27 protein-coding genes are annotated in these 25900 nt (G+C 41.5%); 11 read left to right on the forward strand and 16 right to left on the reverse strand.

Annotation, left to right across the window (positions count from 1 at the left end; translation table 11 throughout):
• The first annotated feature begins 48 nt into the window (after positions 1-48).
• The gene (locus KTV93_RS08765) at positions 49-1260 is read left to right on the forward strand and encodes a type IX secretion system plug protein (RefSeq protein ID WP_218248571.1); all 1212 of its coding nucleotides are present in this window, start codon (positions 49-51) and stop codon (positions 1258-1260) included.
• 91 nt (positions 1261-1351) lie between these two features.
• On the opposite strand, the gene KTV93_RS08770 is transcribed toward KTV93_RS08765, so the two are convergent.
• From KTV93_RS08770 to KTV93_RS08785, 4 genes are all read right to left on the reverse strand, one after another.
• The gene (locus tag KTV93_RS08770) at positions 1352-1639 is read right to left on the reverse strand and encodes a type II toxin-antitoxin system RelE/ParE family toxin (RefSeq protein WP_218248572.1); all 288 of its coding nucleotides are present in this window, start codon (positions 1637-1639) and stop codon (positions 1352-1354) included.
• On the reverse strand, positions 1636-1866 hold the full coding sequence (locus tag KTV93_RS08775; protein ID WP_218248573.1) for an addiction module protein: 231 nt from the start codon (positions 1864-1866) through the stop codon (positions 1636-1638). The genes KTV93_RS08770 and KTV93_RS08775 overlap by 4 nt, the downstream gene beginning before the upstream one ends.
• 31 nt (positions 1867-1897) lie before the next feature.
• On the reverse strand, positions 1898-2920 hold the full coding sequence (gene hemH / locus KTV93_RS08780; protein WP_218248574.1) for a ferrochelatase: 1023 nt from the start codon (positions 2918-2920) through the stop codon (positions 1898-1900).
• A gap of 67 nt (positions 2921-2987) precedes the next feature.
• Positions 2988-3866, reverse strand: coding sequence for a NifU family protein (locus KTV93_RS08785; RefSeq protein ID WP_218248575.1), 879 nt, complete (start codon positions 3864-3866; stop codon positions 2988-2990).
• Between the two features lie 118 nt (positions 3867-3984).
• Here KTV93_RS08785 and KTV93_RS08790 point away from each other — a divergent pair, with 118 nt between their 5' ends.
• The gene (locus KTV93_RS08790) at positions 3985-4503 is read left to right on the forward strand and encodes a gamma carbonic anhydrase family protein (RefSeq protein WP_218248576.1); all 519 of its coding nucleotides are present in this window, start codon (positions 3985-3987) and stop codon (positions 4501-4503) included.
• A gap of 116 nt (positions 4504-4619) precedes the next feature.
• Positions 4620-5555, forward strand: a complete 936-nt coding sequence (locus KTV93_RS08795) for a YihY/virulence factor BrkB family protein (RefSeq protein ID WP_218248577.1) — start codon at positions 4620-4622, stop codon at positions 5553-5555.
• Here the strand turns inward: KTV93_RS08795 and KTV93_RS08800 are convergent, their stop codons facing one another.
• Positions 5556-6011, reverse strand: coding sequence for a hypothetical protein (locus tag KTV93_RS08800; RefSeq protein WP_218248578.1), 456 nt, complete (start codon positions 6009-6011; stop codon positions 5556-5558).
• 133 nt (positions 6012-6144) lie between these two features.
• Here KTV93_RS08800 and KTV93_RS08805 point away from each other — a divergent pair, with 133 nt between their 5' ends.
• Complete coding sequence (locus KTV93_RS08805) at positions 6145-8268, forward strand: helix-turn-helix domain-containing protein (RefSeq protein ID WP_218248579.1); 2124 nt, start codon at positions 6145-6147, stop codon at positions 8266-8268.
• Between the two features lie 195 nt (positions 8269-8463).
• Here the strand turns inward: KTV93_RS08805 and lnt are convergent, their stop codons facing one another.
• From lnt to KTV93_RS08840, 7 genes are all read right to left on the reverse strand, one after another.
• Positions 8464-10098 (reverse strand): apolipoprotein N-acyltransferase, encoded by a 1635-nt coding sequence (gene lnt, locus KTV93_RS08810; protein ID WP_218248580.1) that lies wholly within the window; start codon positions 10096-10098, stop codon positions 8464-8466.
• A 166-nt stretch (positions 10099-10264) separates the two neighbouring features.
• On the reverse strand, positions 10265-10624 hold the full coding sequence (folB, locus tag KTV93_RS08815) for a dihydroneopterin aldolase (protein ID WP_218248581.1): 360 nt from the start codon (positions 10622-10624) through the stop codon (positions 10265-10267).
• Positions 10625-10691: 67 nt separating this feature from the next.
• Complete coding sequence (gene nadA / locus KTV93_RS08820) at positions 10692-11711, reverse strand: quinolinate synthase NadA (RefSeq protein ID WP_218248582.1); 1020 nt, start codon at positions 11709-11711, stop codon at positions 10692-10694.
• 51 nt (positions 11712-11762) lie between these two features.
• Positions 11763-12329, reverse strand: a complete 567-nt coding sequence (locus tag KTV93_RS08825) for a pentapeptide repeat-containing protein (protein ID WP_218248583.1) — start codon at positions 12327-12329, stop codon at positions 11763-11765.
• Positions 12330-12373: 44 nt separating this feature from the next.
• Positions 12374-13108, reverse strand: a complete 735-nt coding sequence (locus KTV93_RS08830) for an NAD(P)-binding domain-containing protein (protein WP_218248584.1) — start codon at positions 13106-13108, stop codon at positions 12374-12376.
• Complete coding sequence (gene gmk / locus KTV93_RS08835) at positions 13105-13668, reverse strand: guanylate kinase (RefSeq protein ID WP_218248585.1); 564 nt, start codon at positions 13666-13668, stop codon at positions 13105-13107. The genes KTV93_RS08830 and gmk overlap by 4 nt, the downstream gene beginning before the upstream one ends.
• A 19-nt stretch (positions 13669-13687) precedes the next feature.
• Entirely contained in the window at positions 13688-14545 is an 858-nt protein-coding gene (locus KTV93_RS08840; protein WP_218248586.1) for a YicC/YloC family endoribonuclease, read from the reverse strand.
• 129 nt (positions 14546-14674) lie between these two features.
• Here KTV93_RS08840 and KTV93_RS08845 point away from each other — a divergent pair, with 129 nt between their 5' ends.
• The 5 genes from KTV93_RS08845 (at position 14675) to murI (ending at position 20273) form a co-directional block, all read left to right on the forward strand.
• Complete coding sequence (locus KTV93_RS08845; protein WP_218248587.1) at positions 14675-15706, forward strand: PASTA domain-containing protein; 1032 nt, start codon at positions 14675-14677, stop codon at positions 15704-15706.
• Positions 15707-15763: 57 nt separating this feature from the next.
• On the forward strand, positions 15764-16831 hold the full coding sequence (locus KTV93_RS08850) for an RluA family pseudouridine synthase (protein ID WP_218248588.1): 1068 nt from the start codon (positions 15764-15766) through the stop codon (positions 16829-16831).
• Positions 16832-16880: 49 nt separating this feature from the next.
• On the forward strand, positions 16881-17831 hold the full coding sequence (locus KTV93_RS08855; RefSeq protein WP_218248589.1) for a PorP/SprF family type IX secretion system membrane protein: 951 nt from the start codon (positions 16881-16883) through the stop codon (positions 17829-17831).
• 167 nt (positions 17832-17998) lie between these two features.
• Positions 17999-19123, forward strand: a complete 1125-nt coding sequence (hemW, locus tag KTV93_RS08860) for a radical SAM family heme chaperone HemW (protein WP_218248590.1) — start codon at positions 17999-18001, stop codon at positions 19121-19123.
• Positions 19124-19442: 319 nt separating this feature from the next.
• A complete protein-coding gene (murI, locus tag KTV93_RS08865) occupies positions 19443-20273 on the forward strand; it encodes a glutamate racemase (RefSeq protein ID WP_218248591.1) in 831 nt (276 codons plus the stop codon).
• A 312-nt stretch (positions 20274-20585) separates the two neighbouring features.
• On the opposite strand, the gene rsmD is transcribed toward murI, so the two are convergent.
• Entirely contained in the window at positions 20586-21212 is a 627-nt protein-coding gene (rsmD, locus tag KTV93_RS08870; RefSeq protein WP_256119098.1) for a 16S rRNA (guanine(966)-N(2))-methyltransferase RsmD, read from the reverse strand.
• A gap of 56 nt (positions 21213-21268) precedes the next feature.
• Positions 21269-21991 carry a DUF3822 family protein gene (locus KTV93_RS08875; RefSeq protein ID WP_218248593.1) on the reverse strand — a complete coding sequence of 241 codons (723 nt, stop codon included), beginning with the start codon at positions 21989-21991 and terminating at the stop codon, positions 21269-21271.
• Between the two features lie 305 nt (positions 21992-22296).
• Between KTV93_RS08875 and KTV93_RS08880 the strand changes: the two genes are divergently transcribed.
• A complete protein-coding gene (locus KTV93_RS08880) occupies positions 22297-22617 on the forward strand; it encodes a DUF6370 family protein (RefSeq protein ID WP_218248594.1) in 321 nt (106 codons plus the stop codon).
• Positions 22618-22776: 159 nt separating this feature from the next.
• Here the strand turns inward: KTV93_RS08880 and KTV93_RS08885 are convergent, their stop codons facing one another.
• Complete coding sequence (locus KTV93_RS08885; RefSeq protein WP_218248595.1) at positions 22777-23271, reverse strand: Smr/MutS family protein; 495 nt, start codon at positions 23269-23271, stop codon at positions 22777-22779.
• 144 nt (positions 23272-23415) lie between these two features.
• Positions 23416-23844: a hypothetical protein gene (locus KTV93_RS08890; protein WP_230259141.1), complete on the reverse strand. Its 429-nt coding sequence runs from the start codon at positions 23842-23844 to the stop codon at positions 23416-23418.
• A 499-nt stretch (positions 23845-24343) separates the two neighbouring features.
• Between KTV93_RS08890 and glyA the strand changes: the two genes are divergently transcribed.
• Positions 24344-25609 carry a serine hydroxymethyltransferase gene (glyA, locus tag KTV93_RS08895; protein WP_218248597.1) on the forward strand — a complete coding sequence of 422 codons (1266 nt, stop codon included), beginning with the start codon at positions 24344-24346 and terminating at the stop codon, positions 25607-25609.
• Positions 25610-25900: the final 291 nt, after the last annotated feature.

A 25900-nucleotide genomic window follows, 5' to 3' on the forward strand; every position in this document is an offset into this window, starting at 1 on the left:
GCGAACTGCGTACAACAAATTAGCGCATTTTTCGTTAACTTCGTAGGAATGAAATTTTTATACTTTTTTTTAATTGTCCTTAGTTCATCTGTTTCTGCGCAGGATATTCGAAGCATTCAGCTTTTTAATCCGCAGACCAACGACCAGACGCCGGTAATTGGATTCAATGAGCAGCTGATTCTTAAATTTGACGACCTTTCAAATTCAAGCACGATCTACCGCTATACGCTGAAACATTACGACAGAAACTGGCAGGATGACGGGCTTTTCTTTACCGAATACGCCAATGGAAGCCTAAACGGACTCATTGATCAGTTTCAGTATTCCTTCAATACTTTACAGCCTTATACCAATTATACTTTGGCGTTTCCGAATGATAAAATCAGGCCTAAGATTTCAGGCAATTTTGAAATCATCGTTTATAAAGATTCCCAGAGCAGACCGCTTTTCACCAAAAGATTTTCGGTTGTTGAAGACGGCGCAAATGTAGGTTTGAATATCAGCCGGACTTCAGATGCGCGCAGACCACAGATTAACCAGCGCGTTGAGGTGCAGGCGATCGGAAATAATACCACACTTTCGCAGAACATCAATTCTGTAAGTTTAAATGTCATTCAGAACAACAACTGGAACACCGGGGTGTATAACCAGCGGCCAAGTTCAACTCTGGGAAATAAAATTCTGTTCCAGCAGATGAATTTAAGCTTTCCGGGGAATAATGAATTTTATTATTTCGACAACAAGAATATGAATCATGCGTTCGATATGGTAGCCGGCGCGGAAACGGTGGAAGGAATTAATTACACTTATCTCTATCCCGTTTGGGCTTTTCCGCTGAATTACCAGTATCAGCCGGACGTAAACGGTGCGTTTTATTTCCGCCGTAATGATTTGGGAATTGAACGTGTCGGTGATAAAGAAGGCGACTATTCCTGGGTTTATTTCGCGCTGGATTCACAGAAGACAGATAAGGAAATTTATATATTGGGAGGTTTTAACGACTTTATTCCTACCAACGAAAACCAGATGTTCTACGATGAGGCCGCAAAGAAATATATCGCAAAGATTTACCTGAAACAGGGTTTTTACAATTATATTTTAGCCACAAAAAACGCGGACGGAAGTATGAATTTCGGCGAAATCAACGGCAGTTTCTGGCAGACCGAAAATCTTTATCAGGCTTATCTTTATTACAAACCTTTTGGCAGAAATTACGATGGATTGATCGGCTATGGCGAGTTCCGCGCGCCTGTCCGGTAATTTTTTTCAGGAGCTTTTTCCCGCTATCCGCTGTATCTTTTGCTCTTCGTTCCTCATCACAAAAGGATGCCGCTACTATCGGGGCTAATGGTTAAGTGATGTCTTTTTGCCGGGGACTTCGTGAATTATGAAATACTGCGAAAATTATAATGACGCCGTTTTCAATGGAATAATGAATCGTAAACGGGAATTTTTTAACAGTCGTAACCCTTACCTCTAAATACTTTACTTCAGAACCTAGTGGATTTTCTCCAATAAAATAGAGTGTATTTTTTACAGCCTCTGAAAATTTTTCACCAAGACCTTTCTGCCGGATTTCATAAAACTTTACGGATTCCCGAAAATCAAATTGCGCTTCACGTGTGAATTTAATTTTCACTCCACATCCTTTTCAGTTTCTTTGAAGACATCGTCCATATCAATAGCTGAATCAGGGTTCTTTCTGTATTCATTCAATCTTTCAGCGACAATTGTTTTCTGCCAATCGGGAATAGAAATTGGATCTTCTTCTTCAGTTAAGCCATCGATATACCCCCAAATTCTTTCTAGAAAATTTGCGGGTAGCGACTTCAGCCGATCTGTAATTTGCTCAACAGTAATATTCATTGACTCAAAGTTAAGAAAAAATAAAGAGAATCTAAACTAGATAAAACTCCCCAAGTTTCTCTTCACAAAGTGTTTTTACCACCTCAATCCAACGGTCTTCATCATTAAGACACGGGATGTAGTGGAAATTTTCGCCGCCGGCGTGAATAAATTCTTCTTTACCTTCAACTGAAATTTCCTCTAAAGTTTCCAAACAATCAGAAACGAAGGCCGGACAAACAATCGCAAGATTTTTTACGCCCTTTTTCGGTAAATTTTCTAAAGTTTCATCGGTATAAGGCTCCATCCATTTGTCATTTCCCAAACGCGACTGAAATGACACTACGGTTTTTTCTTTAGGAATATTTAATTTTTGAATCACCATTTCCGTTGTCTTAAAACACTGGTGGCGGTAACAGAACTGATGACTCGGATTCTGGTCGCGCGAGCAGCAGTCATTCAGATTGCAGGTCTTTGTTGGATCGGTTTTATAGATATGTCTTTCCGGAACGCCATGGTAAGAAAACTGCAGCGCATCGAAATTTTCAGGGAGTTTTTCACGGATGCTTTCCGCTAAACAGTCGATGTAGATCTCACGGTTGTAAAAGGGCTGAACGTAATTGATTTTGATATCCTGAAAGAACTTTTTTCGGACTTCCTCTGCCTTATCAACCACCGTCTCCGTCGTGCTCATCGCATATTGAGGGTAGAGCGGGAACAGCACGATCTCAGTAATGCCCTGTTCGGTAAGTTTACGGATTCCGTTTTCAATGCTGGGTTCTGCGTATCGCATTCCAATTTCGACAGGAACGTCAACCAGTTTCTGTAATTTCTGCTGAATCTGTTTGGTAATAACAATCAAAGGCGAGCCTTCGGGAGTCCATACAGTTTTATAAGCCGCAGCAGATTTTGGAGGACGGGTGTTCAGAATGATACCCTGCACCAGTAGCGACCGGAAAAACCAGCGGTAGTCGATCACCTTTTCATCCATTAAAAACTCGTCGAGGTATTCTTTAACGTCTTTTACATCCGTTGATTTCGGTGACCCGAGATTGACTAATAAAATTCCTTTCATAAAATAAGTAATGCGTAATAAGCAATGAGTAATAGCCTTGCGCTCATTACTCATTGATGATAAAAATTTATCCGTTTACTGCCTCCACATTTTCTACCAATTCCGGTACAAACTGTTTCAGGAGGTTTTCAATGCCGCCTTTTAATGTTGCGGTAGAACTTGGGCAGCCCGAACATGCACCCTGAAGCAGCATTTTTGCGGTTTTGGTGCTCTCGTCATATTCAATTAGTGAAATTTTTCCGCCATCGCCTTCTACAGCTGGTGCTACATATTCATTCAGAATATCCGAAATTTTCTGTTCGTTTTCGGTATAATCTCTGTTGATGAGATTTTCAACCGGATTGGCGTGTTTCTGGGGCGGAAGATTAGAGATTTTCCCGTCATTCTGAAGATATTCTGAGATAAATGTGCGTACGGCAACCATTACTTCATGCCATTCCACAGAGACATTTTTAGTCACTGCTACGAAATTGTCAGAAATAAAAACTTCTTTTGCAAAATCATATTCATGAAAGATGGCTTGGGCCAAAGGAACATCAGCAGCTTCTTCGCGGGATTTCACTTCCACAAAACCGTTTAATAAAGGTTTATTCGAAACGAATTTCATCACCATAGGATTCGGTGTCATTTCTGCAAAAACCAGTGGAATGTCCTGTATTTTCTTCTGATAGATTCTTGGGTTAGCAATGAGTTGGTCTTCAACAATATTTTTCAGACTTTCGGTTACAAACTCCCATTCTACACTGTCCTGTTTAGCAACTGCTATAAAATTGGCCGTAATGAAAATCCTTTCGATAAAAGGATAATTGAAAAGTTCCTGTGCCAGCGGAATTTCTGAGATATCGGAGTTTCGGTCGAGCTCCAGAGATCCTGGAATCAGGTTGTAGTCTGCAACAAACTTCATCACTTTTGGATTTTCGGTAGGCTCTATAAGAATTTGTCTCATTTTAATTCATTAAATTTGAATGGCAAAAATACGGATTATAAACCGGCTTTCAGGATTCGGAAATTAGATATTTTCAATCCGGCAGAAATCAAATATCAATAACCTGATACATTTAAAAATGGCTTTAATAAAAGAACTTCTGGGAAAAACCCCACAAATTGGCGAAAATACTTTTCTGGCAGAAACTGCGACCGTTATCGGCGATGTTACGATGGGCAAAGACTGCAGTATCTGGTATAACGCAGTAATCCGCGGCGATGTGCATTTTATAAAAATGGGCGACAAAGTAAATGTTCAGGATAATGCGATGCTGCACTGTACATTTGAGAAATTCCCCCTCTCCATCGGAAATAATGTTTCTATTGGTCATAACGCGATTGTTCACGGCTGCACGATTAATGACAATGTACTTATTGGTATGGGCGCGATTGTTATGGACGACTGTTTGGTTGAAAGCAATTCCATTGTGGGTGCCGGCTCGGTGGTGACTCAGGGTACGCATATAAAATCCGGTGAAGTGTGGGGAGGAATACCTGCGCGAAAAATCAAAGATATTTCTTCCGAATTACTGGAAGGTGAAGTGAACCGGATTGCCAATAACTATGTAAAATATTCCGGATGGTATAAAGAAGAGTAAATCTGAAAAAATCAAGTAGGAACGAAATTTGAAGTTAGTCAAAAGAATATTCATTTCTGAATGACCTGTAACCTGGGTTTAAGACGAAGCGAATATTTATACCTTAAAATTTCGTTATGAAATACCTCAAACTCACCTGGGAACTTCTTAAAGAAACATTTAACGAATGGAATGGCGGCAGTGCATCAAGAGATTCTGCCAGCCTTGCCTATTATGCAATTTTTTCTCTTCCGGGATTGCTGATTATCGTCATCTGGGTGGCCGGTCTCTTTTTTGGCGACGAAGCCGTTCGCGGGCAGGTAACTGCACAGGCAAGCGGAATTGCAGGCAAAGAAATCGCCGACAGTCTTCAAAGTATGATTGTAAGTGCGGTTTGGGACAACCAAAATATCCTGATGAAAATATTCGGGATTCTGACTCTGATTTTTGGTGCAACTACCTTGTTTTTCGAGATGCAGCGCAGCCTCAATACCATGTGGGATGTAGAAGCCGCTCCTAAAAAAGCGTGGCGGAAATACATTTTAGACCGCGCCAATTCCTTCGGAATGATTCTTATAATTTCTTTCCTGCTCTTAACCAGTCTTATCCTGTCCTCGGTTCTTGGCCTCGCCAACGAATGGATTACACGGCATTTCGGTCTGGAAACTTTTGTCCTCGTTCAGGTCCTCAATTTTGTCGTCAGCTTTTTGGTGGTGATGGTGTTGTTTGCACTGATGTTTAAAGTTTTGCCTGATGTGGAAATTTCCTGGCGGTCCGTATGGATGGGCGCATTCGTTACTGCACTATTATTTAACATCGGAAAATTCTTACTCGGTTATTATTTCGAAATCTCCAAGCCGACTTCAGTGTTCGGAACTGCCGGAACCATCATCCTTCTGATGATGTGGGTAAATTACTCCTGCCAGATTGTATTTTTCGGTGCTGAATTCACCAAAGTTTATGCGTATAAAATGAATCACACTATTAAACCTTCGCGGCACGCAAAATGGAGCGCAGCTAAACTGCTTAAAGATGCCATGCATAAAACCGACAGCAACCAAAGTGTCGGCTGATTATTGAATGGCAGACTCTTCAGAATTGCCGCTTACCAGTATTGCTTTCCCATCTTCGCAACGGATTCCGTTTGGTGGCATGACCATAGCACAATCAGACATTAAATTGTATTTTTTGTTGAAAGCAGTCTGCATCGCGGTGAAATGTTCAATACGCGGAAGGATTTCATCTTCCAGTTTCACAGGATACGCTATATAAGAGCTTGGCCCGCCGCAGGGTTTTGCGCCAATTGCAGCGAATTTCCATTCGGAAGAATCTGTGCATGGTTCTGTGGCAATTAACGCGTCTATTTCTCTGATGATTCTTGTAAGGTCTTCGCGGTCATCCTGCTGCGAAAGATTGTTTTCCGGTTTCAGTGAAATGTCTTTTGGTAAGGTTTCAGTATCAACTGCTTTTTTGCTTTTACAGGAGGTGAGAGAGAGCGCGGCAAGCGCAAGGATGAACAGATTTTTCATTGTGAGTTTTCTAGGTCGCAACAAAAATATTGCCTTTTTATGAACTGCACCAATTTTCATCTTAATTTCCTTTAAAAAAATTATCACCAAGGAATGTACCCCGGAAATTAATCATTTTCTTTAAATTTGACCGATGAATGAATCCCTCTTCAGTTTGGCCGAACACACCAACCGCAGTATTTTTCTCACCGGAAAAGCCGGCACGGGAAAAACTACTTTTCTAAATGATTTCGTGCGCAAAACCCGCAAGAAGCATATCGTGGTTGCTCCTACCGGAATTGCGGCAATTAATGCCGGCGGGGTAACGATTCATTCGATGTTTGGGCTTCCTTTGAGGACATTTCTGCCCACAACCGATCGGGTAGACAGTAATATGGCGAATAATATTGCTGACCTCATGCATCATTTCAAATACCGCAAAGACAAACTGAAACTGCTTCGCGAAATTGAAATCATCATCATTGATGAGGTTTCGATGTTAAGGGCAGATGTTTTGGACATGATGGATTTTTCTCTTCGGCATGTCCGCAGAAACCAGCAGAAATTTGGTGGAGTTCAGATGCTTTTTATCGGGGATTTGTATCAGCTTCCACCGGTTGTGCGAGACGAATATGTCCTCAAGCAGTACTATCAGTCTCCTTTTTTCTTCGACAGTTACGCGCTGAAGGAACTCCCGTTAATTACACTGGAACTTACCACCGTTTACAGGCAGAAAGATGAAAAATTTCTTGAAATTCTGAACGAAATCAGAGACGGAGAAATCCGGGATATCGATTTCGATACCCTTAATGAAAGATACCAGCCCGATTTTGAGCCTTCAGATGAGCCTTATGTTTATCTGACTTCTCACAACAAAATGGCCGATGAAATCAACCGGAAAAAACTGGCAGTACTTCCCGGAAAAGCACGTTTGTATGATGCTGAAATCATTGGTAATTTTAATGAAAACCAGTATCCTAACGATGAGGTTCTGGAACTCAAAGTGGGCGCTCAGATTATGTTTATCCGCAACGATGCAAGCGGTGAGAAAAGATATTTTAACGGTAAACTGGCTGAAATTGTTGATGTTGATGAAAAGGAAATCAGTGTCATTATCGACGGTGAAGACGAAATCTACAAACTGAAAAAAGAGACCTGGGAACAGAAACGGTATTCTCTCGGCGAAGACAAAAGCATCCAGGAAGAGGTTTTGGGAAGTTTTAAACAGTACCCGATTCGCCTGGCATGGGCAGTTACCATTCATAAATCCCAGGGTTTAACATTTGACCGCCTCATTATTGATGCGGGTAAATCATTTGCCTCCGGGCAGGTTTACGTGGCACTTTCCCGCTGCCGCACGCTTGAAGGCATTGTTTTAAAATCTAAAATTACTCCGGAAGTTATTTTTTCAGATAAAAGAGTGTCGAAATTTCAGGATGAGACTCATGCAAACAACCGCATCGAAGAAATTCTGAACACCGAAAAGTACGATTACAGCATCCGCAAAATCATCAACCGCCTGGACTGTAAATGGATGTCAACAGCGCTGATGCAGTGGCACAATACTGCATCAAATGCCAAGATACTGGATAAGGAAAAAGTGAAATTCCTGTATCAAGGTATAAAACCGGAAGCTGAAAAATTTAACGCCATTTACGAAAAGTTCGAAAAAATTATTCAGCAGAAAACCCGCAAATTCATTAATGGAGATGAGGAGTGGAGCGAGATTGAAAGCAAAGCCAGAGGTGCCGTTAATTTCTTTTTTACGCATGTGAATGCCAAAATATTCAGTCCGCTGAAAGATTTTTATGCTGAAAGTAAAGGGGTGAAAGGACTTAAACAGTATAACGAAGATTTCAGGGTTTTTCTCGATGATCTGGAAGATTATCTGAATGATCTGAAAGACCTCTATCTGCTGGAAACCAAACTTTTCGACACAGAAAATGATGTAAAAGTAACCACGAAAATCTCCAAAGTTCCGTCGCATGTTCTTACGTTTCAGCTTTTTGAGGAGGGCAGGACAATTCCCGAAATCGCAAGAGACCGCGGGTTGGTAACCGAAACCATTTACGGGCATCTTGCTAAATTCGCAGAGCAGGGATTACTTGATTTAACGAGGGTTTTCGATAAGGAAAAGATTAAAACCTTTGAGAAAGAATTCAAAAAAAACATTCCACACGAAACCTTATCCGACTGGAAAAAAGTACTGCCCAATGATTTTGAATTCAACGAAATACGGATTCTGATGAATCATTACAATCACAAGAAAAGCAAGTAGAAGGATCTTGCAGATTTTACAGATGGCGCAGATTAATACGTAATATTTGAATAAATTTTCACTGAATTATATGCTTCCAAAACTATGTTCCAAAAAAAATGCTCAAAGTTCAGGGTAAGCAACCGTTAACCGTTAATCACTAATCACTAACCACTAACCACTAACCATCAACCATTAACCATTAACCATTAACCATTAACCTTTCTTCTTCCTGTTCTGAAATTTCTTAATCAGTGTATACACCACCAGAAAACCCAGGATAAATACAGAAATCCGTGACAATAAATCGCCGGCTCTGGTATAAAATGTCATGCCGTCGTAAAGGTTAACTTTTGCATAAAGCGCAGTTTTATCACCGTAAAGTGTATCCGCTGTGACATCGCCTCTGGCATTGATGTGTGCAGAAATTCCGCTGTTGGCTGCTCTTGCAATTTCGCGGCGGGTTTCGATTGCACGGAGTCTTGCATAAGCCATAAGCTGCTGGTGACCCTGCGTAACACCCCACCAGGAATCATTCGTCATAATGGCTAAGAAATTGGCGCCCTCTTTCACATAATCAGTAACGAATTCGCCATAGATGCTTTCATAGCAAATGATCGGAGCCAGTTTACCCGGATTATAAGGGTTGCCGAAAGCAGTTCTTTTTTTATCAACGCCCAAAGACGCAGTAGTTCCGCCAAGATTCAGCATGGCATCGCCTAAAAGCGGTTTCAGTACGTTGATGTATGGGAAGATTTCTACTCCGGGAACAAGTTTTCCTTTGTGATATACTTCCACTTTCTGGTTCGGGATAATCTGAACTGCAGAATTGTAACTGTCTACATACACTCCCTGCGGCGTTTGGTAAGCAGTTTCCGATTTTTCACTTTCATCCGCATAAAAGCGGTGAGAGGAAATGCCTGTCGCGAAAACCGATTTAGGATGTTTGGTGAGAAAATCTTTTACGGTATTCAAAAGTATACTTTGTTCAAAACCGTTTTCCGAAATTGAGCCATATCCCGGTATTGAAGTTTCCGGACCGATATAATAATCGATCTTCCCTTTTGAATTGACTTCAGCCAACGTTAGCAGGTCATTCAGAATCGTTAAACTGTCTTTTGAATATTTTTCGGTGTAGGGATCTAGTTCCGGCTGCAGCATCAGTACATTCACAGATCCGATTGGTTTTTCATCAAAATTACTGTACTTCACCAGAGAGATCAGCATCGGAACCACAATTGCGATTACTAAAACCGACGAATTGATGATTAAGGACTTTCTTTTCCTGCCCGCTTCCCAGATCCTTAGTGTATAGAAGATATAAACATTGATGAGTAAAATCCAGAAACTTCCGCCGGTTGCACCCAGGGTATCATACCACTGAATGATTTTAGGATAGTCTGCGAAAACATTTCCCAGATTGAGCCAGGGCCACGTAAGTTCCCAGCTCATATGGAACTTCTCGAAACACATCCATATGGCAACAAAAAATGTAAGTCCCCAATAGGTTCCCTGCGCGTTTTTGTACCAGTGGTAGAGCTGAAAAATAAATGCGTAAAACAGCGAGTTGAGAAGAACGGGAATCACAACGGCGAATAAGGAATGAGATCCGTCGGGATTTTTGGCTCCGTAAAGCCATCCTGTGGTGACAATATTCCAGATGATAAAACAGGTGTAGGAAAGGGCAAAAATCAGACTTCCTTTGTTTTTAATCTTCGAAAATTTGGAGATTTCGTGTTCCATCATCAGCAACGGAACCAGGGCAAAAAATATAAAAAAAGGAATTCCGTAAGTTGGCCAGGAAATACTTAAAAGCAAAGCAGACATTAATGAAAGAATAATATACTTCATTGTTGGATATAACTTTTCAGTGTTTTTGATTTAAAATGAAACTTCTGCCACAAATCTAATGAAAATATTTGCGATATAATACGGTGGAAGCTATCGTACGGTGACAAAAAAAAGCGGGCTTTAGCCCGCTCCAATTGATATTCTTTCAAATTAATTTTTATCTGTTTCAGAATTTCTTTTCAAAATAAACACTTACCCCATCCATTTCCCCCTGCATCGGCGGGCTGGTTTTGGTCATTTTTACAGAGATGAAAGTGATCTCCGGAAAGGTGTTTTTAATTTTTGTCATCATTCTTCCTGCGGCATGTTCCATCAGTTTTGAAGGGATTTTCATTTCCTCATGAACAATTGCATTGATTTCCGCATAATTGATGGTGTCCTCCAGATGATCCGTTTCGGTGGCTTTCCACAGATCTGCATGAATTTCAATATTCAGAATAAAGTAAGTTCCGATGATGGTTTCTTCGGGAAGAACGCCGTGGTAAGCGTAGATCTTCAGGTTTTCGAAAATTATTTTGGAGGTCATTCTTATTTTATTTTTAGCTGCAGGTTTCTGATTGATTGCCCAATTACCACATCACCGCATCATCAAATCATTTTATTGTTTTACTCAGTTCCAGCATGGCTTCAATCGGTTTCAGCGCTTTTAAACGGAGTTCTTCATCGATTAAAATTTCCGGAAGTTCGTATTTCATGCACAGATAAAGTTTTTCCATCGTGTTTCTCTTCATATAAAAACATTCGGAACAGTTGCAGCTTTCATCAAAAACCAGGGCCGGTATCAATTCTTTATGCGGAGCACGTTTTCTCATTTCGTGCAGAATTCCTTCTTCGGTCGCTACGATGAATTTCTGGCATTCGTCTTTTTCCACATAATTTAACAACGCAGAAGTGGAGCCGATGAAATGCGCCAGATCGAGAACCGCTGATTCGCTTTCAGGATGTGCAATTAATTTTGCATCCGGATTTTCTGCGAGTTGTTTCGCAATTCTTTCCATGGAAAAAGCTTCGTGAACGATACAGCTTCCGTCCCACAGAATCATGTCGCGTCCGGTTTTCTTCGCGAGATAGGCGCCGAGGTTTTTATCCGGAGCGAAAATGATAGGGCGGTCTTTCGGCAAGGCTTCGATAATAGTTTCCGCGTTGGAGCTCGTTACGATAATATCAGATTCAGCCTTGGTTTCCGCGTTACAGTTGATGTAAGTGGCGATTAAAGCATTTGGATGTTTTTCCCGCATCGCGCGCAAACCTTCACCGCTGCAGCCGTCTGCAAGCGAACAGCCGGCCTGTGTATCAGGCAAAACTACTTTTTTAGTCGGATTAAGAATCTTCGCTGCTTCCGCCATAAAATGTACCCCGCAAAAGGCGATCATGTCTGCATCGGTATCTTTTGCCTGTCTCGCCAACTGAAGGGAATCTCCAAGAAAATCAGCAATATCCTGAATTTCTGCAGGCTGATAATAATGGGCCAGGATTACGGCATTTTTTTCTTTCTTCAGTTCCAGAATGGCTTTTACCAATTCTTCACCCTGAGGAATAACGAGATTATCTATTTTTAAAAATCCTCTTACCGGAAGATTTGATTTTGCTTTATCTAATGTTTCTGTGCTCATTTCTGTGAATTTAAATAAGGGTTAAAATTAGTGATTTTTCGGCTAATTTTCTCAGGAAATCTCAATTCCCGAATGCATCAGTAATCCTGCAAGATTGTGTTGGGAAAATCTGGCTTTTTTCATGAAATTGTTTTCCGGAATAATGCTGAAATTCAAAGCTTCCCTAAAGTCTGCTTTTTCAAGATGAGTCCTGTCAAAAATACTTCCCGAAAGATCTGAATAGCTGAATTTGCTTTCCGCCAAATTTGCCTGGGTAAAATCGGTTTCATGGAGAATACAGTGTTCGAAAACTGTTTTTCTGAGATCTTTCTGAAAGAAGACTGCATGGGAAAGGTTGGAGTTTTTAAAACTGAAACGCAGACCGAAACTGTTGGCATATTCAAAATCAACGCCGACCATTTTACAGCTGTTAAACTCAACTTCCCGAAATGCGGTGCTTTCAATTTTAACCAAACTCAGATCGCAATCGGTGAACACGCAGTTCAGAAAGGAAATTTCAGTAAGACGGCTTTCATAAAAAATGCAGCTGCTGAAAACGCAGTTATCGTATTCACCACTTTCCAGAGGTGTTTTGGTGAAATCTTTTTTGGTAAATGTTTCGTCGGAAATACTGATCATGAAAATAAATTACAGAATATAATTTCAACCTTTGTTTTCAGGACTTACGCACTGAAAAATTTCGGATCCGGATGTAGAAAAGTATAATTGAATTCCTTGATTAAAAGTTCAGAGGAAATAATCCTTTGCCCGGAATCGTATGAATCAGCTGATTTTCCATCTTCTCTGTTTAAAATTTCTCCAATTGCAGGATGTTTCGGGGCAACCACATTGTAGATTGCCGAAGCTTTATCTGAGTTGATCAGCAATTCCACTATCGCTAAAATATCTTCGTAATGAATGTAATTGACGCGTTTTTCAGGATTGCTGACTTCTCTGTTTCTGAAGAAATTCTGAAGGGTTCTTTCACCGCCCATCAGGCCGCCGAAACGGAGGATATTGGTTTGAGGATATTTCTCTCTGACCGTTTTTTCCGCGGCAGCAATATCCGTTCTTAAATTCGTGGTGTCTTTTTCAGAGAAAATTCTGTTTTCCTGAGGGTAAATTCCTGTGGAACTGAACAGAATTGTTTTAGGAAATAAGTTCTGCATTTCTTCAAATCCCTTAAACCAGCTGCTGCGTGAAATCGGCATGCTGAAAATGGCTGCATCCGTATCATTTAAAAATTCACTTTCCGAGTCTTTGCTGAAATCCAGAAGATGTACTTCTGCCGCAACCGTTTTCAGCTCCTGAATTTTGTCTGGAGAGGTGGTGGTTGCGATGACATGGTGGCCTCTACCGGTGAGATATTCTGCCAGTTTTTTTCCTACCCAGCCACAACCGATAACGGCAATTTTCATGCGCTCAAAAAGTTTTTCAGAAGTTGTTCAACGGAGGTTTTTGCCTCATTCAGATCATTATTCACCACAATTTTATCAAATTGATCTTTAAACGTCATTTCTTCGGATGCCTTTTCCACTCTTGTGCGGATGGTTGCTGTGTCATCTGTTGCCCGGGAAACCAGTCTTCGCTCCAGTTCTTCAATCGATGGAGGCATGATAAAAATCGAAAGCGCCTGATCTCCGAAATATTTTTTCAGGGAAATCCCGCCTTTTACATCTACGTCGAAAATTACGGTTTTTCCGGTGTTCCAGATTCTCTCGACTTCAGACTTCAGGGTTCCGTAATATTTGTCGGTATACACTTCTTCAAATTCTACAAAAGCGTCCTCAGCAATTTTCTGGCGGAACTCGTCGGGAGAAATGAAATGATAATCAATGCCGTTTTTTTCTGTTCCGCGCGGATTTCTGGTGGTACAGGAAACTGAAAATTCCAGTTGTGGAAATTTTTCCAGACAGTGTCTTACCAAAGTGGTTTTTCCGCTTCCGGAAGGTGCTGAAAAGATGATAACTTTGTTCATATTTGGCTAATGGCTCTCTTTACAAAACATTCAGGGTCTGTTCTTTAATTTTTTCAAGGTCGTCTTTCATCATCACTACTAGTTTCTGTATTTCGGCGTGGTTGGCTTTCGAACCTAATGTATTGATTTCGCGGCCTATTTCCTGTGAAATGAAGCCGAGTTTCTTGCCGTTGAAATCTTCGTTTTCCATCACTTCGGTGTAATATTTCAAGTGTTGGGTGAGTCTTACCTTTTCTTCAGCAATATCCAGTTTTTCGGTAAAATAGGCCATTTCCTGATAGAAGCGGGTTTCGTCAATATTATCGAATTCATTCAGCGTGCTGCGGTATTTTTCCTTAATCGTTTCCAGCCTCACGCTTTCGTAAGGGGTCACCTGTGAAAGATAACTTTCAATATTGTGGATGTTGCGCTTGAGTTCTTCATGAAGATTGCTGCCTTCAGTTTTTCTGAAACTGTTGAATTTCGTAACTGCTTCCTTTAAAAGGCCGTTCAGGAAAATCCATTCATTTTCATTCAGTTCATCGGGACGGGTAGAGATTGCGTCGGGCATTCTGATGGCCATTTTCAGGTATTCGAAATCCGGTCCGTCGCCGGAGATTTTCTTTAGATCTTCAATATAAGCTTTCACCAAATCGTGGTTGATATTCACATCTCCCGAATCATCCAGAGACTCAAGATTGATGTAGCAGTCAACCTTTCCGCGAAGAATGCTGTCGTTGAGTACTTTGCGCATTTCGAATTCCTTCTCTTTATACCGCACGGGCATCTTGATGTTCAGGTCAAAAGATTTGCTGTTGAGGGATTTAATATCTACGGTTATTTTTTTTCCTTCGAAAACGCCTTCGCTTCTTCCGAAGCCTGTCATGGATAGAATCATGGATTTGCTTTAGCAGACAAAGATAAATATTTCCAGACTCTTGAGCATCAAAAATACGGGCAATAAGTTTCGACTCTATCCGAAAAGATTATTTTATATATTTGCACATCTATTTAAAGTTTGAGAAATATGCTTAAATCGCTTTTCCACTGGAAAGTCCTGGTTAATATCATTTTGGCGGCTGTAGTTTTCACGGGATTGGTTTGGTTAACATTCCGGTGGCTTGAGCTGCATACCAATCACGGCAAGGAAATCGCGGTACCGAATGTGATGAACAGGTCGGTTCACGATGCCATCAAAATCCTCGATGATTCCGGACTCGATTATGAGGTTGACAGTTTTAAATACGATCCCAAATTCCGCCCTTTCCAGGTGCTGCAGATTTATCCTTCAGCGGGCTCCCGTGTAAAGGACGGCAGAACGATTATGTTGAAAGTTAACCCGAGAACTTATGCACAGGTTTCCGTCCCAGATGTCTTAGACCGATATAAAGGTTTGGCATTCCGACAGTTGGAGCAGGTTGGATTAAAGGTAGGTGATACGATTTACGAACCAAGCATTCAGCGCGATGCGGTACTCAGAATGCTGTACAACGGAACATCCCTGAAACCCGGTTCTTTACTTCCGCGTTTTTCAACAATTGATATCGTGATCGGGGCAGGACCCAAACGAAATATTACCGTTCCCAATTTAGTAGGTTTAACCGTTCAGGAAGCCAAAGCGATCATAAAGCAGAATCTTTTTGAGGTAGGTCTTGTGGAAAGTGAAGACGGCAAACAGGACGAATCCGATATTGTATATTATCAGGATCCGGCTCCGTTTGATGTCCGCGACCAGGGAATGCAGATCGACATCTGGGCGAGCAAAAAAACTCCTGCCGAAATGGGAGGCAAGATTTCTGAACTTAACGCGATATACCGAATCAAACTTCAGGAAGTAGAACCGCTGTCAACCTATCCTGATCCGCCGGTTTACCGTGAACCTGAACCAACACAGGAGGTGCCAAGGAGTGAAACGCCTAAAGCAGAAACACCGAAGACGGAAACTCCAAAAACGGAAACACCGAAGACTTCGGCAGATCCAAAGCCGAAAACCGGCACATCCACCACTCCGGTAAAGCCAGCTGAGAAGCCGAAAGCAAAAAAAGTAATTGTAGAGTAATCCATAATCAATAAAATGATAAAGCTTCAGCGGTAAGTTGAAGCTTTTTTTAATCCTATGTCCGACGAAAACGACGATTTTTTAGAAGAAGATTTACCCGGCCAGGAAACCGGCGAAACAGATGATGCCGAGTCGGCAGGCCTTTATGAGCACCTGAATATTAAAGTAGACAGGAATCAGGAGCCGCTCCGCATTGATAAGTTTCTGTTCATTTTCCGGCAGAATTCTTCCCGGAACAAGATTTCTCAAACCTGTCGCGCAGGAAACGTAGTCGTGAACGGTACACCGGTAAAGCAGAATTACCGCGTAAAACCCGGTGACGAAATATCAGTGCTTCTGGCTCATCCGCCACGAGAAAATATCATCATTCCTCAGGATATTCCTGTAAACATCGTGTATGAAGATGATGATCTTGTGGTTGTAGACAAAGATCCCGGCATGGTTGTGCATCCCGGTCACGGCAATTATACCGGAACACTGGTTAATGCGCTAGCATTTCATTTTGAAAAAAACGGACAGAAATCTGATCTCGACAGGGTAGGACTTGTGCACAGGATCGACAAAGATACTTCGGGACTTTTGGTTATTGCCAAAACCGAATATGCACTGAGTTTCCTAGCCAAACAGTTTTTCGACCGAACCACCAAAAGATTGTACTGGGCTTTTGTCTGGGGCAATATGCCTGAAGACGAAGGGACCATTACCGGAAATATCGGTAGACACCTGAAAAACAGGATGCAGATGGCTGTTTTCCCTGACGGCAGTTTCGGAAAACATGCGGTCACCCACTACAAGGTGATTGAAAGGTTTAAATACATAACCTGGGTTGAATGCAAACTGGAGACAGGCAGAACCCACCAGATCAGAGCGCATTTTAAACACATCGGTCATACGCTCTTTAATGACGAAAGGTATGAAGGGAATGTGATCCTGAAAGGAGTAAACCTCCCCAAATACAGACAGTTTGTAAAAAATGTTTTCGAGGTTCTGCCGCGACATGCCCTGCATGCCCACACCTTAGGTTTTATACATCCAACCACTAAAAAGGAAATGTACTTCGAAAGTCCTATGCCCGCAGATATGGATGAAGCCGTGAAAAAGTGGAGAAATTATCTGGAACATTAATAACCCGAAAAGTTTTTTATATTTGTTAAAAATTCACCCATCCTTAATTATGAGAAAAATATATACGTTATTTTTCGTTTTAGTGTTTTTTGTTCAGTACAAAAGCCAGGAAACGCTCCCTTATTATCAGCAGTACCTGCTCGAAGGCGATTTCCTTTTTAATCCTGCGCTTTATGGCAAAACCGACGATGTGGTGTTGAATTTAAATTATCAGAAACAGTTTTCTGATTTTGCGGAGTCACCAAATGTACAGTCCATCGGGCTGCACGCCAATATCTTCGACCGTGTTGGCGCCGGACTTTCGTTTTTCCGCGACCAGAACGGTCCGGTTTCCTCGAACGGAATCGGCGCCGGAGCTTCTTATTTTATTCCTATTGATGACGATGGCGAAAGAAAAAGCCAGTTCTCTTTTGGCACGAACGTGAATTTCTATAATATGAACATCGATCTCGGGAAACTGAATCCTCAGGATCCGGGAGATCCCACGCTGGCTTCAGATACCAACAGTCTTTTTCTCGTGTATGCGAATCTGGGGATGGCAGTGACTTTCCGTAATTTCTTTGCCGGAGTCTCCGTAAATGATATTGCGTTGACCAATGATATTCCTATCGTTAACGGCATTGAGCCGGAACCGACTAAATTTATCCTGAATGCCGGCTATGATTACTATCTTACCGAGCAGTTTTATGTATCTCCATCGGTGCTGATGAATTTCAATACCAATTCATCCAGAATCACCGATATGAATTTAATGGCGACCATTTTGGGCGACGAAAATTCGTTTTCTGCCGGAGCAAGTTTCAGAACGTCAAAGAACCAGTTCGGAAGCCAGAATCTGGGAATTTCGCCCATCCTGAAAGCGACCGTAAACAATTTCTTTTTTGGCGCAAGTTATAATTTCGGACTGTCCGATATACAGCAGTATGCCGGCAGCAGTTTTATGCTGAGCGTTGGGTATAATATCGAAAACTTTATCAATACGAGAGGGTACAGGTATTAGGATGCTGGATTTCTGATGCTGGGTGTTTGATGTCTGATGCGTGATACTTGATGCCTGATGCGTGATGCTGGAAGTTTGATGCTAGGTATCTTAAATCTTAAAATTATCATCCAACAGATGGACGCTGCGCTCATTTTACACCCATCACCCATCACCCCGCAACAGACATGATCTACCTCCATATTCCGTTCTGCAAGCAGAAATGCAGTTACTGTAATTTTCATTTTTCCACTTCTTTGAATTTTAAGGAAGAGATGATTGGCTCGATTAAAAAGGAAATATTTCTCCGCAAAGACGAGTTGCAGGACAAAAATCTTAAATCTCTTTATTTTGGCGGCGGCACTCCTTCAATCCTGAAAGTGGATGAACTGAAATCAATCATTGATGAGGTTCTGAAATATTTCAGTTTTAATGAAGATATCGAGATTACCCTGGAAGCCAATCCGGACGATCTTGACCAGTCATTTTTAAAGGAACTTTCACATACTGAAATCAACCGCCTGTCGATCGGAACCCAAAGTTTCTTTAATGAAGATCTTATGCTCATGAACCGTGCGCATAACGCCGGAGAAGCGGAATCCTCCATCAAACGGGCTCAGGATTTCGGATTCGAAAACATCAGTATTGACCTGATTTATGGGTCCCCAACCTCGAATTTTGAGATGTGGAAAGAAAATCTCGCCAAAACCATTGCACTTCAGGTTCCGCATGTCTCGTCCTATGCGTTAACAGTGGAACCGAAAACAGCCCTGAACCAGTGGATTAAACAGCAAAAAATTGCTGCTCCGAAAGAAGCCGAACAGAACCGCGAATTTTATTATATGTCGGATTTTCTGAAAGATCATGGTTTCGATCATTATGAAATTTCGAATTTCGGGAAACTAGGTTTTCATTCCCGGCACAATTCCGCCTATTGGAAATCACATGAATATTTAGGAATCGGCCCTTCTGCCCATTCGTACAATGGCAGCACCAAAAGAAGCTGGAATGTCGCCAACAATAAACTGTATATCAATGCTCTGGAAAAAAATACGGTTCCGGGAGAAAGCGAGATTTTATCGGAAGCCGATCAGTTCAATGAAATGCTGATGATTGGTTTAAGAACGGTTTGGGGCGTTGATCTCAATGTTTTAAATGAAAAATTCAGTGAAGAAGTTCTGGCGCATCTACAGAAAGAAATTCAGTTTAAACTCGGAGAAGGACTTTTAATCATAGAAAACAGCCACCTGAAAATTCCTGAAAAACACTGGTTTATGGCCGATGGGATTGCCTCGGATTTGTTTGTGGTGTAGGGTGCTGGATGCCGGGTGATGGATGATGGATGTTGGGTGTTGAATGCTGGATGAGCGAAACTAGCCACGATTCAAATAAAATCAGCGAAATCAGGGCAATCTGCGTGAGTTTTTTACCAGAGAGTGCACAGAGATTTAACGGAGGATACTGGGAAACTTTTGTGCATGGAGTTTTTACCACAAAGGGCACAAAGGTTTACACGGAGGGCACTGGGAACATTGACCAATGAATCACCAATAAAAATCCTTCAAGAGGCATCCCACATCCAATCACCCAGCGTTCCATCATTTTTCTTATTTTTGTACAAAATTCTTTCCTTTGAAAAAGAAAAAACAGGATTTCAGTCATCTTTCCGCAAAACAGCCTATTGGGATTTTCGATTCCGGTGTGGGAGGTTTGACGGTTGCTAAGGAAATCAAGAGACTTTTACCTCACGAGGATCTTATCTATTTCGGTGATACCAAACACCTTCCGTACGGAGAAAAATCCAGGGAAGCAATCGTAGGTTATTCCACCAAAATCACCAGCTTTCTTCTGGAGAAAAACTGCAAAGCGATCGTAATTGCCTGCAATTCTGCCACCGCCAATGCCTTAAAAGAGGTGCTTGACCTGGTTGACGAAAGGGTTCCGGTCATCGATGTGATCAATCCTGTAGCGGAAAAAGTGTCCTATGAAATTCACAACAATGTGGGTGTGATTGCTACGAAAGCGACTGTGAATTCAGGGCTTTATAAAAAATCAATCCGCAAGCACAATAAATTTATTAAAGTAGACGAACTGGCGACGCCGCTTCTGGTGCCGGCGATTGAGGAAGGTTTTAAAAACCATCCGATTACGCATTCCATCATTTATAACTACCTCAGCAACAGCAAGCTGAAGAATATTGAGACTTTAATTCTGGGCTGTACGCATTATCCGCTTCTGATTGACGAAATCCGTCAGTATTACGGAAACCGCGTGAGGGTCATCGATTCACCGAGTATTGTTGCGAACCAATTAAAGATGATTCTGGAAAAACACCATTTGCTGAATGATAAAAATCCGGATCCAAAATACCAGTTCTACCTTTCGGATCTTACCAAAAATTTCGAGAAGATCTCAAAGAAATTCTTCGGAAATTCGATTGAACTGGAGTTGAAGGCGCTTTGATGATGGGAGCTGGGTGTTGGATGCTTGCTGCTGGAGTCGAAGCTTGAAAATATTTAAGGCAAGGAATTTTATACTGGGATTTAGTCTCGCTGATGATGCAGATTTTATCAGTAACCCACTAATCCACTAACCCTTAACCTCAGCCTTAACTTCAGCCTTAACCTCAACCTAAATCTCAACCTTAACCTTAACCTTAACATCTTTTATGGTTTCGTAATTTTATGATTGTTGATGTGATAAGGCGGCCTCACTAAATTAGTAAACCACTAATCCACCAGCCCACTTAACCTCAACCTCAGCCTCAACCTCAACCTAGATATTTTCCTCCTCCAAACTTTCGTTTTCTTTCTCGTACGGTTTAAAGAAAGAAAAACTTACATTTCCGTATTTTCTCGTGTCGAGTAAGTTCGGGTGCTGAAGCTTCATGCGGCTTTGGTGCTCAAGAATGAAAACACCGTTTTCCTTCACATAATTATTGTTCAGCACCAGAGAAATCAGTTCTTCATATTTTTTTTCCTCCATATCAAAAGGTGGGTCAGCCACGACAATCTCATACGATTTACGGTTTCGGTTCTTTTTTAAGAATTCAAAAACGTCTCCCCGGTTTACTTTAACCTGCATCGACATTTCCAACTCTGCAGCGGTGGAATGAATAAATCCCGAGTGTTTCGCGTTCATTTCTACGGAATTCACGTCATTACAGCCTCTGGACGCAAATTCAAGTGATATTGAGCCTATTCCGGCAAACAGATCAAGCACTGAACTTGATGCGATATCAAGGTCAAATCGGTTTTCAATAATGCTGAAGAGTGCTTCCTTTGCAAAATCGGTGGTAGGTCTTACTTCAAAATTTTTGGGTGCGGAAATTCTTTTGGATTTCCATTTTCCGGATATAATTCTATACATGGTTGGTTGTTGAGTGTTGGTTTGCGGTTGGATGTGGATTGTGAAGCCTCAATCCTCACATTTTAAAATTATCAAATTCTCACATCATCTTAGCCGGCGTTCATTACAAAATTCCTCTTCGGGATGTTATCAAAAACAATCTTCAGATGCTTTACGAATTTTCTGAGTTCCGTAATGAAAGTCTCGTTTTCTGTGGTTTCACCGTACACGAAAAAGTGCGTTTCATTGATTCCGAAACCGATTTTGCTTAAGGTGAACATGATGAAATAAAGAAAATCAACTTCGGAATTCACGTCCAGATTGTTGTACAGCACCATTTTCTTCTGGTCGAAGGCGAAAAACTCGCATTGGTGATGATAAAGGTTGATATGTATTTCCTTCTGATTACGGATATTCAATGTACTCAGGAACTTTTCTCCGGAGAAATTAAATTTCGTGGGAATCTTCTGTTCTTTGATCTGCCCGTAATATTTTTTAGGAAAGGTATAATAAAACTGAACTCCTGATTTTTTGTTGACAGCAAGCATCAGTTCCTCATTTTCTCTGTCTACAGGCGCATTGAAAGCAATTAAATCGTAACCCAGACCGTGTTCTGAAAATCCCTGAGGCATAACCATGAAATGGTTAATCGCCGAAAATGTGGTGATTTCGCTGATGTTCTTCTGGGCAAGGATTTCCTTCAGTTTTCCGGAAATCGCTTCTTCAGGACTTTCTTCATCCGCAAAAAAGGAATGTTCCTCTAAAACGGTTTTGTTTTTGGAAATCTGGTACTGCAAGCCGTCTTTGGTGAAAAGTAGAGCAAGTTTCTGCATAATTTTGGGTAGTGAGCAAATTTACTAAAAAAAAAAGAAGTGTTTGATGCCTGGTGTTGGGTGCGGGATGTGGGAAGTTTATGATTTGGTAATTTGGTAATTTGATGATTCGTTGATTTGTTGATGTGATGAGGCGGAGGTGGATGGTTTGCTGATTGATAGTATGCTAGTATCCTACTAATCCACTAACCTACTAGTCCGCTAAACCTCAACCTTAACCTTAACCTTAACCTTAATCTTAATACCTGACTGCAGTCATAAATCGATTCCACCGAATGCATTACTTTTACAAAAAAAATTATAGAATGAAAAATCTTCTTGTCATTTTCCTTATGTCGTTAGGAATCAGCATCAGTTCGCAAACAAACCAACAGAAAACCCAGGTGGTGGAAGCTGCGTGCGGACAATGCCAGTTTAAGATGCAGGGGAAAAAAGGCTGTGACCTTGCTGTAAGAATTGGTGGGAAATCTTATTTTGTTGAAGGCACAAAAATCGATGACCATGGCGACGCCCATTCGAAAGAAGGATTTTGCAACGCGGTCCGAAAAGCTGAAGTTAGTGGCGAGGTAAAGGACGGAAAATTTGTAGCAACTTCTTTTAAACTGCTGCCGACGGAGAAAAAGTGAGGGTAGTAGGGTGCTGGATGATGGATGCAGGATGTTTGATGTTGGACGCCGGTTGCGGGAAGCCGGGTGCTTGAGTAGTATAGTGGGATAGTGGTTTAGTAGGATAGTAATGAGCAGTTTCGGGTAAACCATTAACCCGCTCATTTACTCTTCCACATCTCACCGCAGCGTCACCATCACACTTCCACGCTGATGATAGAAAAAATCATAGTCATCAAATTCCAGATTTGTTTGTCCGACAAGGTAATCGTGTACCATACGCTGTAACACTCCGTCACCAATGCCGTGGATGATTTCCAGTTTCTTGAGGTTGTTGGTCCTGCAGAATGCGATGGTCTCCTCCAGTTTTTCCTTCTGCAGGAAGATCCGTTCAAACGCATTATAATCTGAAGGGTTTTTTACGAGATTTTCGAAATGCAGATCAAGTACCATGTGCTTTCTGTTATGTTTTTTGGAGAGCGGTTTCGCGGCCTCCGCTTTGCGAACTGTTGCCACGTTTTCGTAAATCTCCGGATTCTGAAGCACGACTTTTTCCTTACGTTCCTGATGCGTAAAGCCGTGTTCGTCCCTGAAAACGATCACTGCTCCTTTTACAGAAGTAATGGTGCCTTTAAGATTGTCATCAATGACCGATATTTTATCGCCTATTTTCATGGGTGGATTGAATGGTGCAAAAATAGGGAAATCTTTGGGTGCAGGCTCCTACTTTGTCAAAGTTCTGTTCACTGGCACAAGCACTTTGACAAAGTTTTTTTTAAAACGGTTTGCTTTCAACTTTGTCAAAAATGCTTATGCTGTTTAAAACTTTGACAAAGTGTCATCCACTCTATTTCTGTGGTAGAATTTAAAATTCTCAATATCATCAAAATAGGAAATAACTTCTGTTCTTTCCAGAACTGTGTATCGGTCACTGATGATTGCTTTGTAGGAAGAGTATTCGTAGTTATTCACTGAAATTCCGATGTCCAGTGGGTTTTGATGGATGTAAATAATTAAATTCCTTAAATAGCTTTCTGAATCAACTTTTAGTCTTTTAAAAGGGGATTCCAGAAGTGGACCGTGCCGGCTCTCCATTTTGTTAAAAGCCTGTGTATAGGAACTTATCATCTTGCCAATCTGCTTACTGTAAACCTTATTTGCGGAATGAAGCCCGGTTTTATCCGCGTTTAAAATAGAGGCTTGAACCGACTCTTTCGCCCTCAGCAGAAAATGAAAATGATTGCTCATCAAACAATAGGCATATACTTCAAAATAGGGTAACAAATAATACTTCGTCTTTTGCAGAAAAAATATGAAATGTTCATCTTTCAAAAATATAGGCTGGCCGTTAATTCCCCTATTGTAAATATGGTAAAAACAAGAAGACTCCAATGGTTGTTTCCTTATTTGCATAGAACGGCGTTTAATTAACTAAATTAATAAAATTTGTGTGAATAGGAAAGTTTGATTTTTTTAATGTGGTGCTGTAAACTCATTTCCCTGGGATTTCGTCTCCTATCTTGTCAAAGTTCTGTTCAGTAGCAGAAGCACTTTGACAAAGTTCTGCAGTAACGAGGGTGTTTTGGTTCAACTTTGTCAAAGTATGATTACGCTGTTTAAAACTTTGACAAAGCAAGCCATTGCTTCAAAAAAAGTCCTGAACTTTCTCTGAAATGTCCCAAATTCTTACCGAAAAATTTCCGTAATTTTGGATGCTTACAATCATTCATCAATAATATTACAGAATATGGATCCAATTTTTGACCTTATCGAACAGGAAAGACAAAGACAAACGCACGGAATTGAACTTATTGCCTCAGAAAACTTCGTTTCAGATAACGTGATGAAGGCTATGGGCAGTGTCCTCACCAACAAATATGCGGAAGGCTATCCGGGCAGACGCTATTACGGCGGCTGCGAAGTGGTGGACGAAGTGGAAACGCTGGCCATCGAACGTGCAAAAGAGCTTTTCGGCGTAGAATATGCGAATGTTCAGCCTCATTCCGGTTCTCAGGCCAATGCTGCGATCTATCTTTCCGTTCTTAAGCCTGGTGATAAAATTTTAGGGCTTGATCTTTCAATGGGCGGACACCTTACCCACGGTTCTTTCGTTAACTTTTCAGGAATCCAGTACAACGCGAATTTTTATGGCGTAGACCGTGAAAGCGGACTGATTGATTACGAAGCCATGCGGCAGAAAGCTTTGGAAGTAAAACCTAAAATGATGATTGCTGGTTATTCTGCGTATTCCAGAGATATTGATTTTAAGAAATTCCGTGAAGTGGCAGATGAGGTAGGTGCGACACTTTGGGCTGATATCGCGCATCCGGCAGGATTGATTGCAAAAGGGCTTCTCAGTTCGCCTTTCGAACACTGTCATGTGGTAACAACCACCACCCATAAAACCCTTAGAGGTCCAAGAGGCGGTCTTATTATGATGGGCAAAGATTTTGAAAATACTTACGGACACAAAACTCCCAAAGGCGAAACCAAACTCATGAGCGCGGTGCTCGACAGTGCAGTGTTCCCGGGGATTCAGGGCGGTCCGCTCGAGCATGTTATCGCTGCAAAAGCTGTGGCTTTCGCCGAAGCTATTGATCCTAAATTTGAAACCTACGCCAAACAGGTTGTCGCCAATGCCCGTGCTTTGGCCAACGCCATGTTGGATAATGGATTCGATATCGTAAGCGGAGGTACCGACAATCACCTGATGCTGGTAGACCTCAGAAACAAAAACGTAAACGGCAAGGAAACTGAAAAAGCGCTGGTAAAAGCCGACATCACCTGTAATAAAAATATGGTGCCTTTCGATGATAAGTCAGCGTTCACCACTTCCGGAATCCGTCTCGGTACTGCAGCCATCACCACCCGAGGTCTCAGGGAAGACGATATGGCCATCATTGCAGGACTCATCAACGACGTCGTAATGAATCTTAAAGACGAAACCGTAATCGCCGGTGTCCGCAAAAAAGTGAATGAACTGATGGATTCGAAGCCGCTGTTTCAGTACTAATTAGGTTGAGGTTGAGGTTGAGGTTGAGGTTGAGGTTGAGGTTGAGGTCGAGCATCGCGGTTCGGAGTGGAAATTAAATTTTTAGATCAGTAGAGGTAGTAGCCTAACGCAAGGTGAGGTTAAGGCTGAGGCTGAGTGGTGCAAGTGCTGGTCGAAAGGAGTTTTAATATAATTTATAAAGTTGCCGAAAGCATGCTAAGGTTAAGTCTGGGGCCCAGCGGCACACTTAGTGTTAAAAAGTTAAATTTAATAAAGTAGTTGCTTAACCTAAACCTCTTAATCTTAACCTAA

The sequence above is a fragment of the Kaistella faecalis genome (assembly GCF_019195395.1).
GTDB classification, from domain to species: Bacteria; Bacteroidota; Bacteroidia; order Flavobacteriales; family Weeksellaceae; genus Kaistella; species Kaistella faecalis.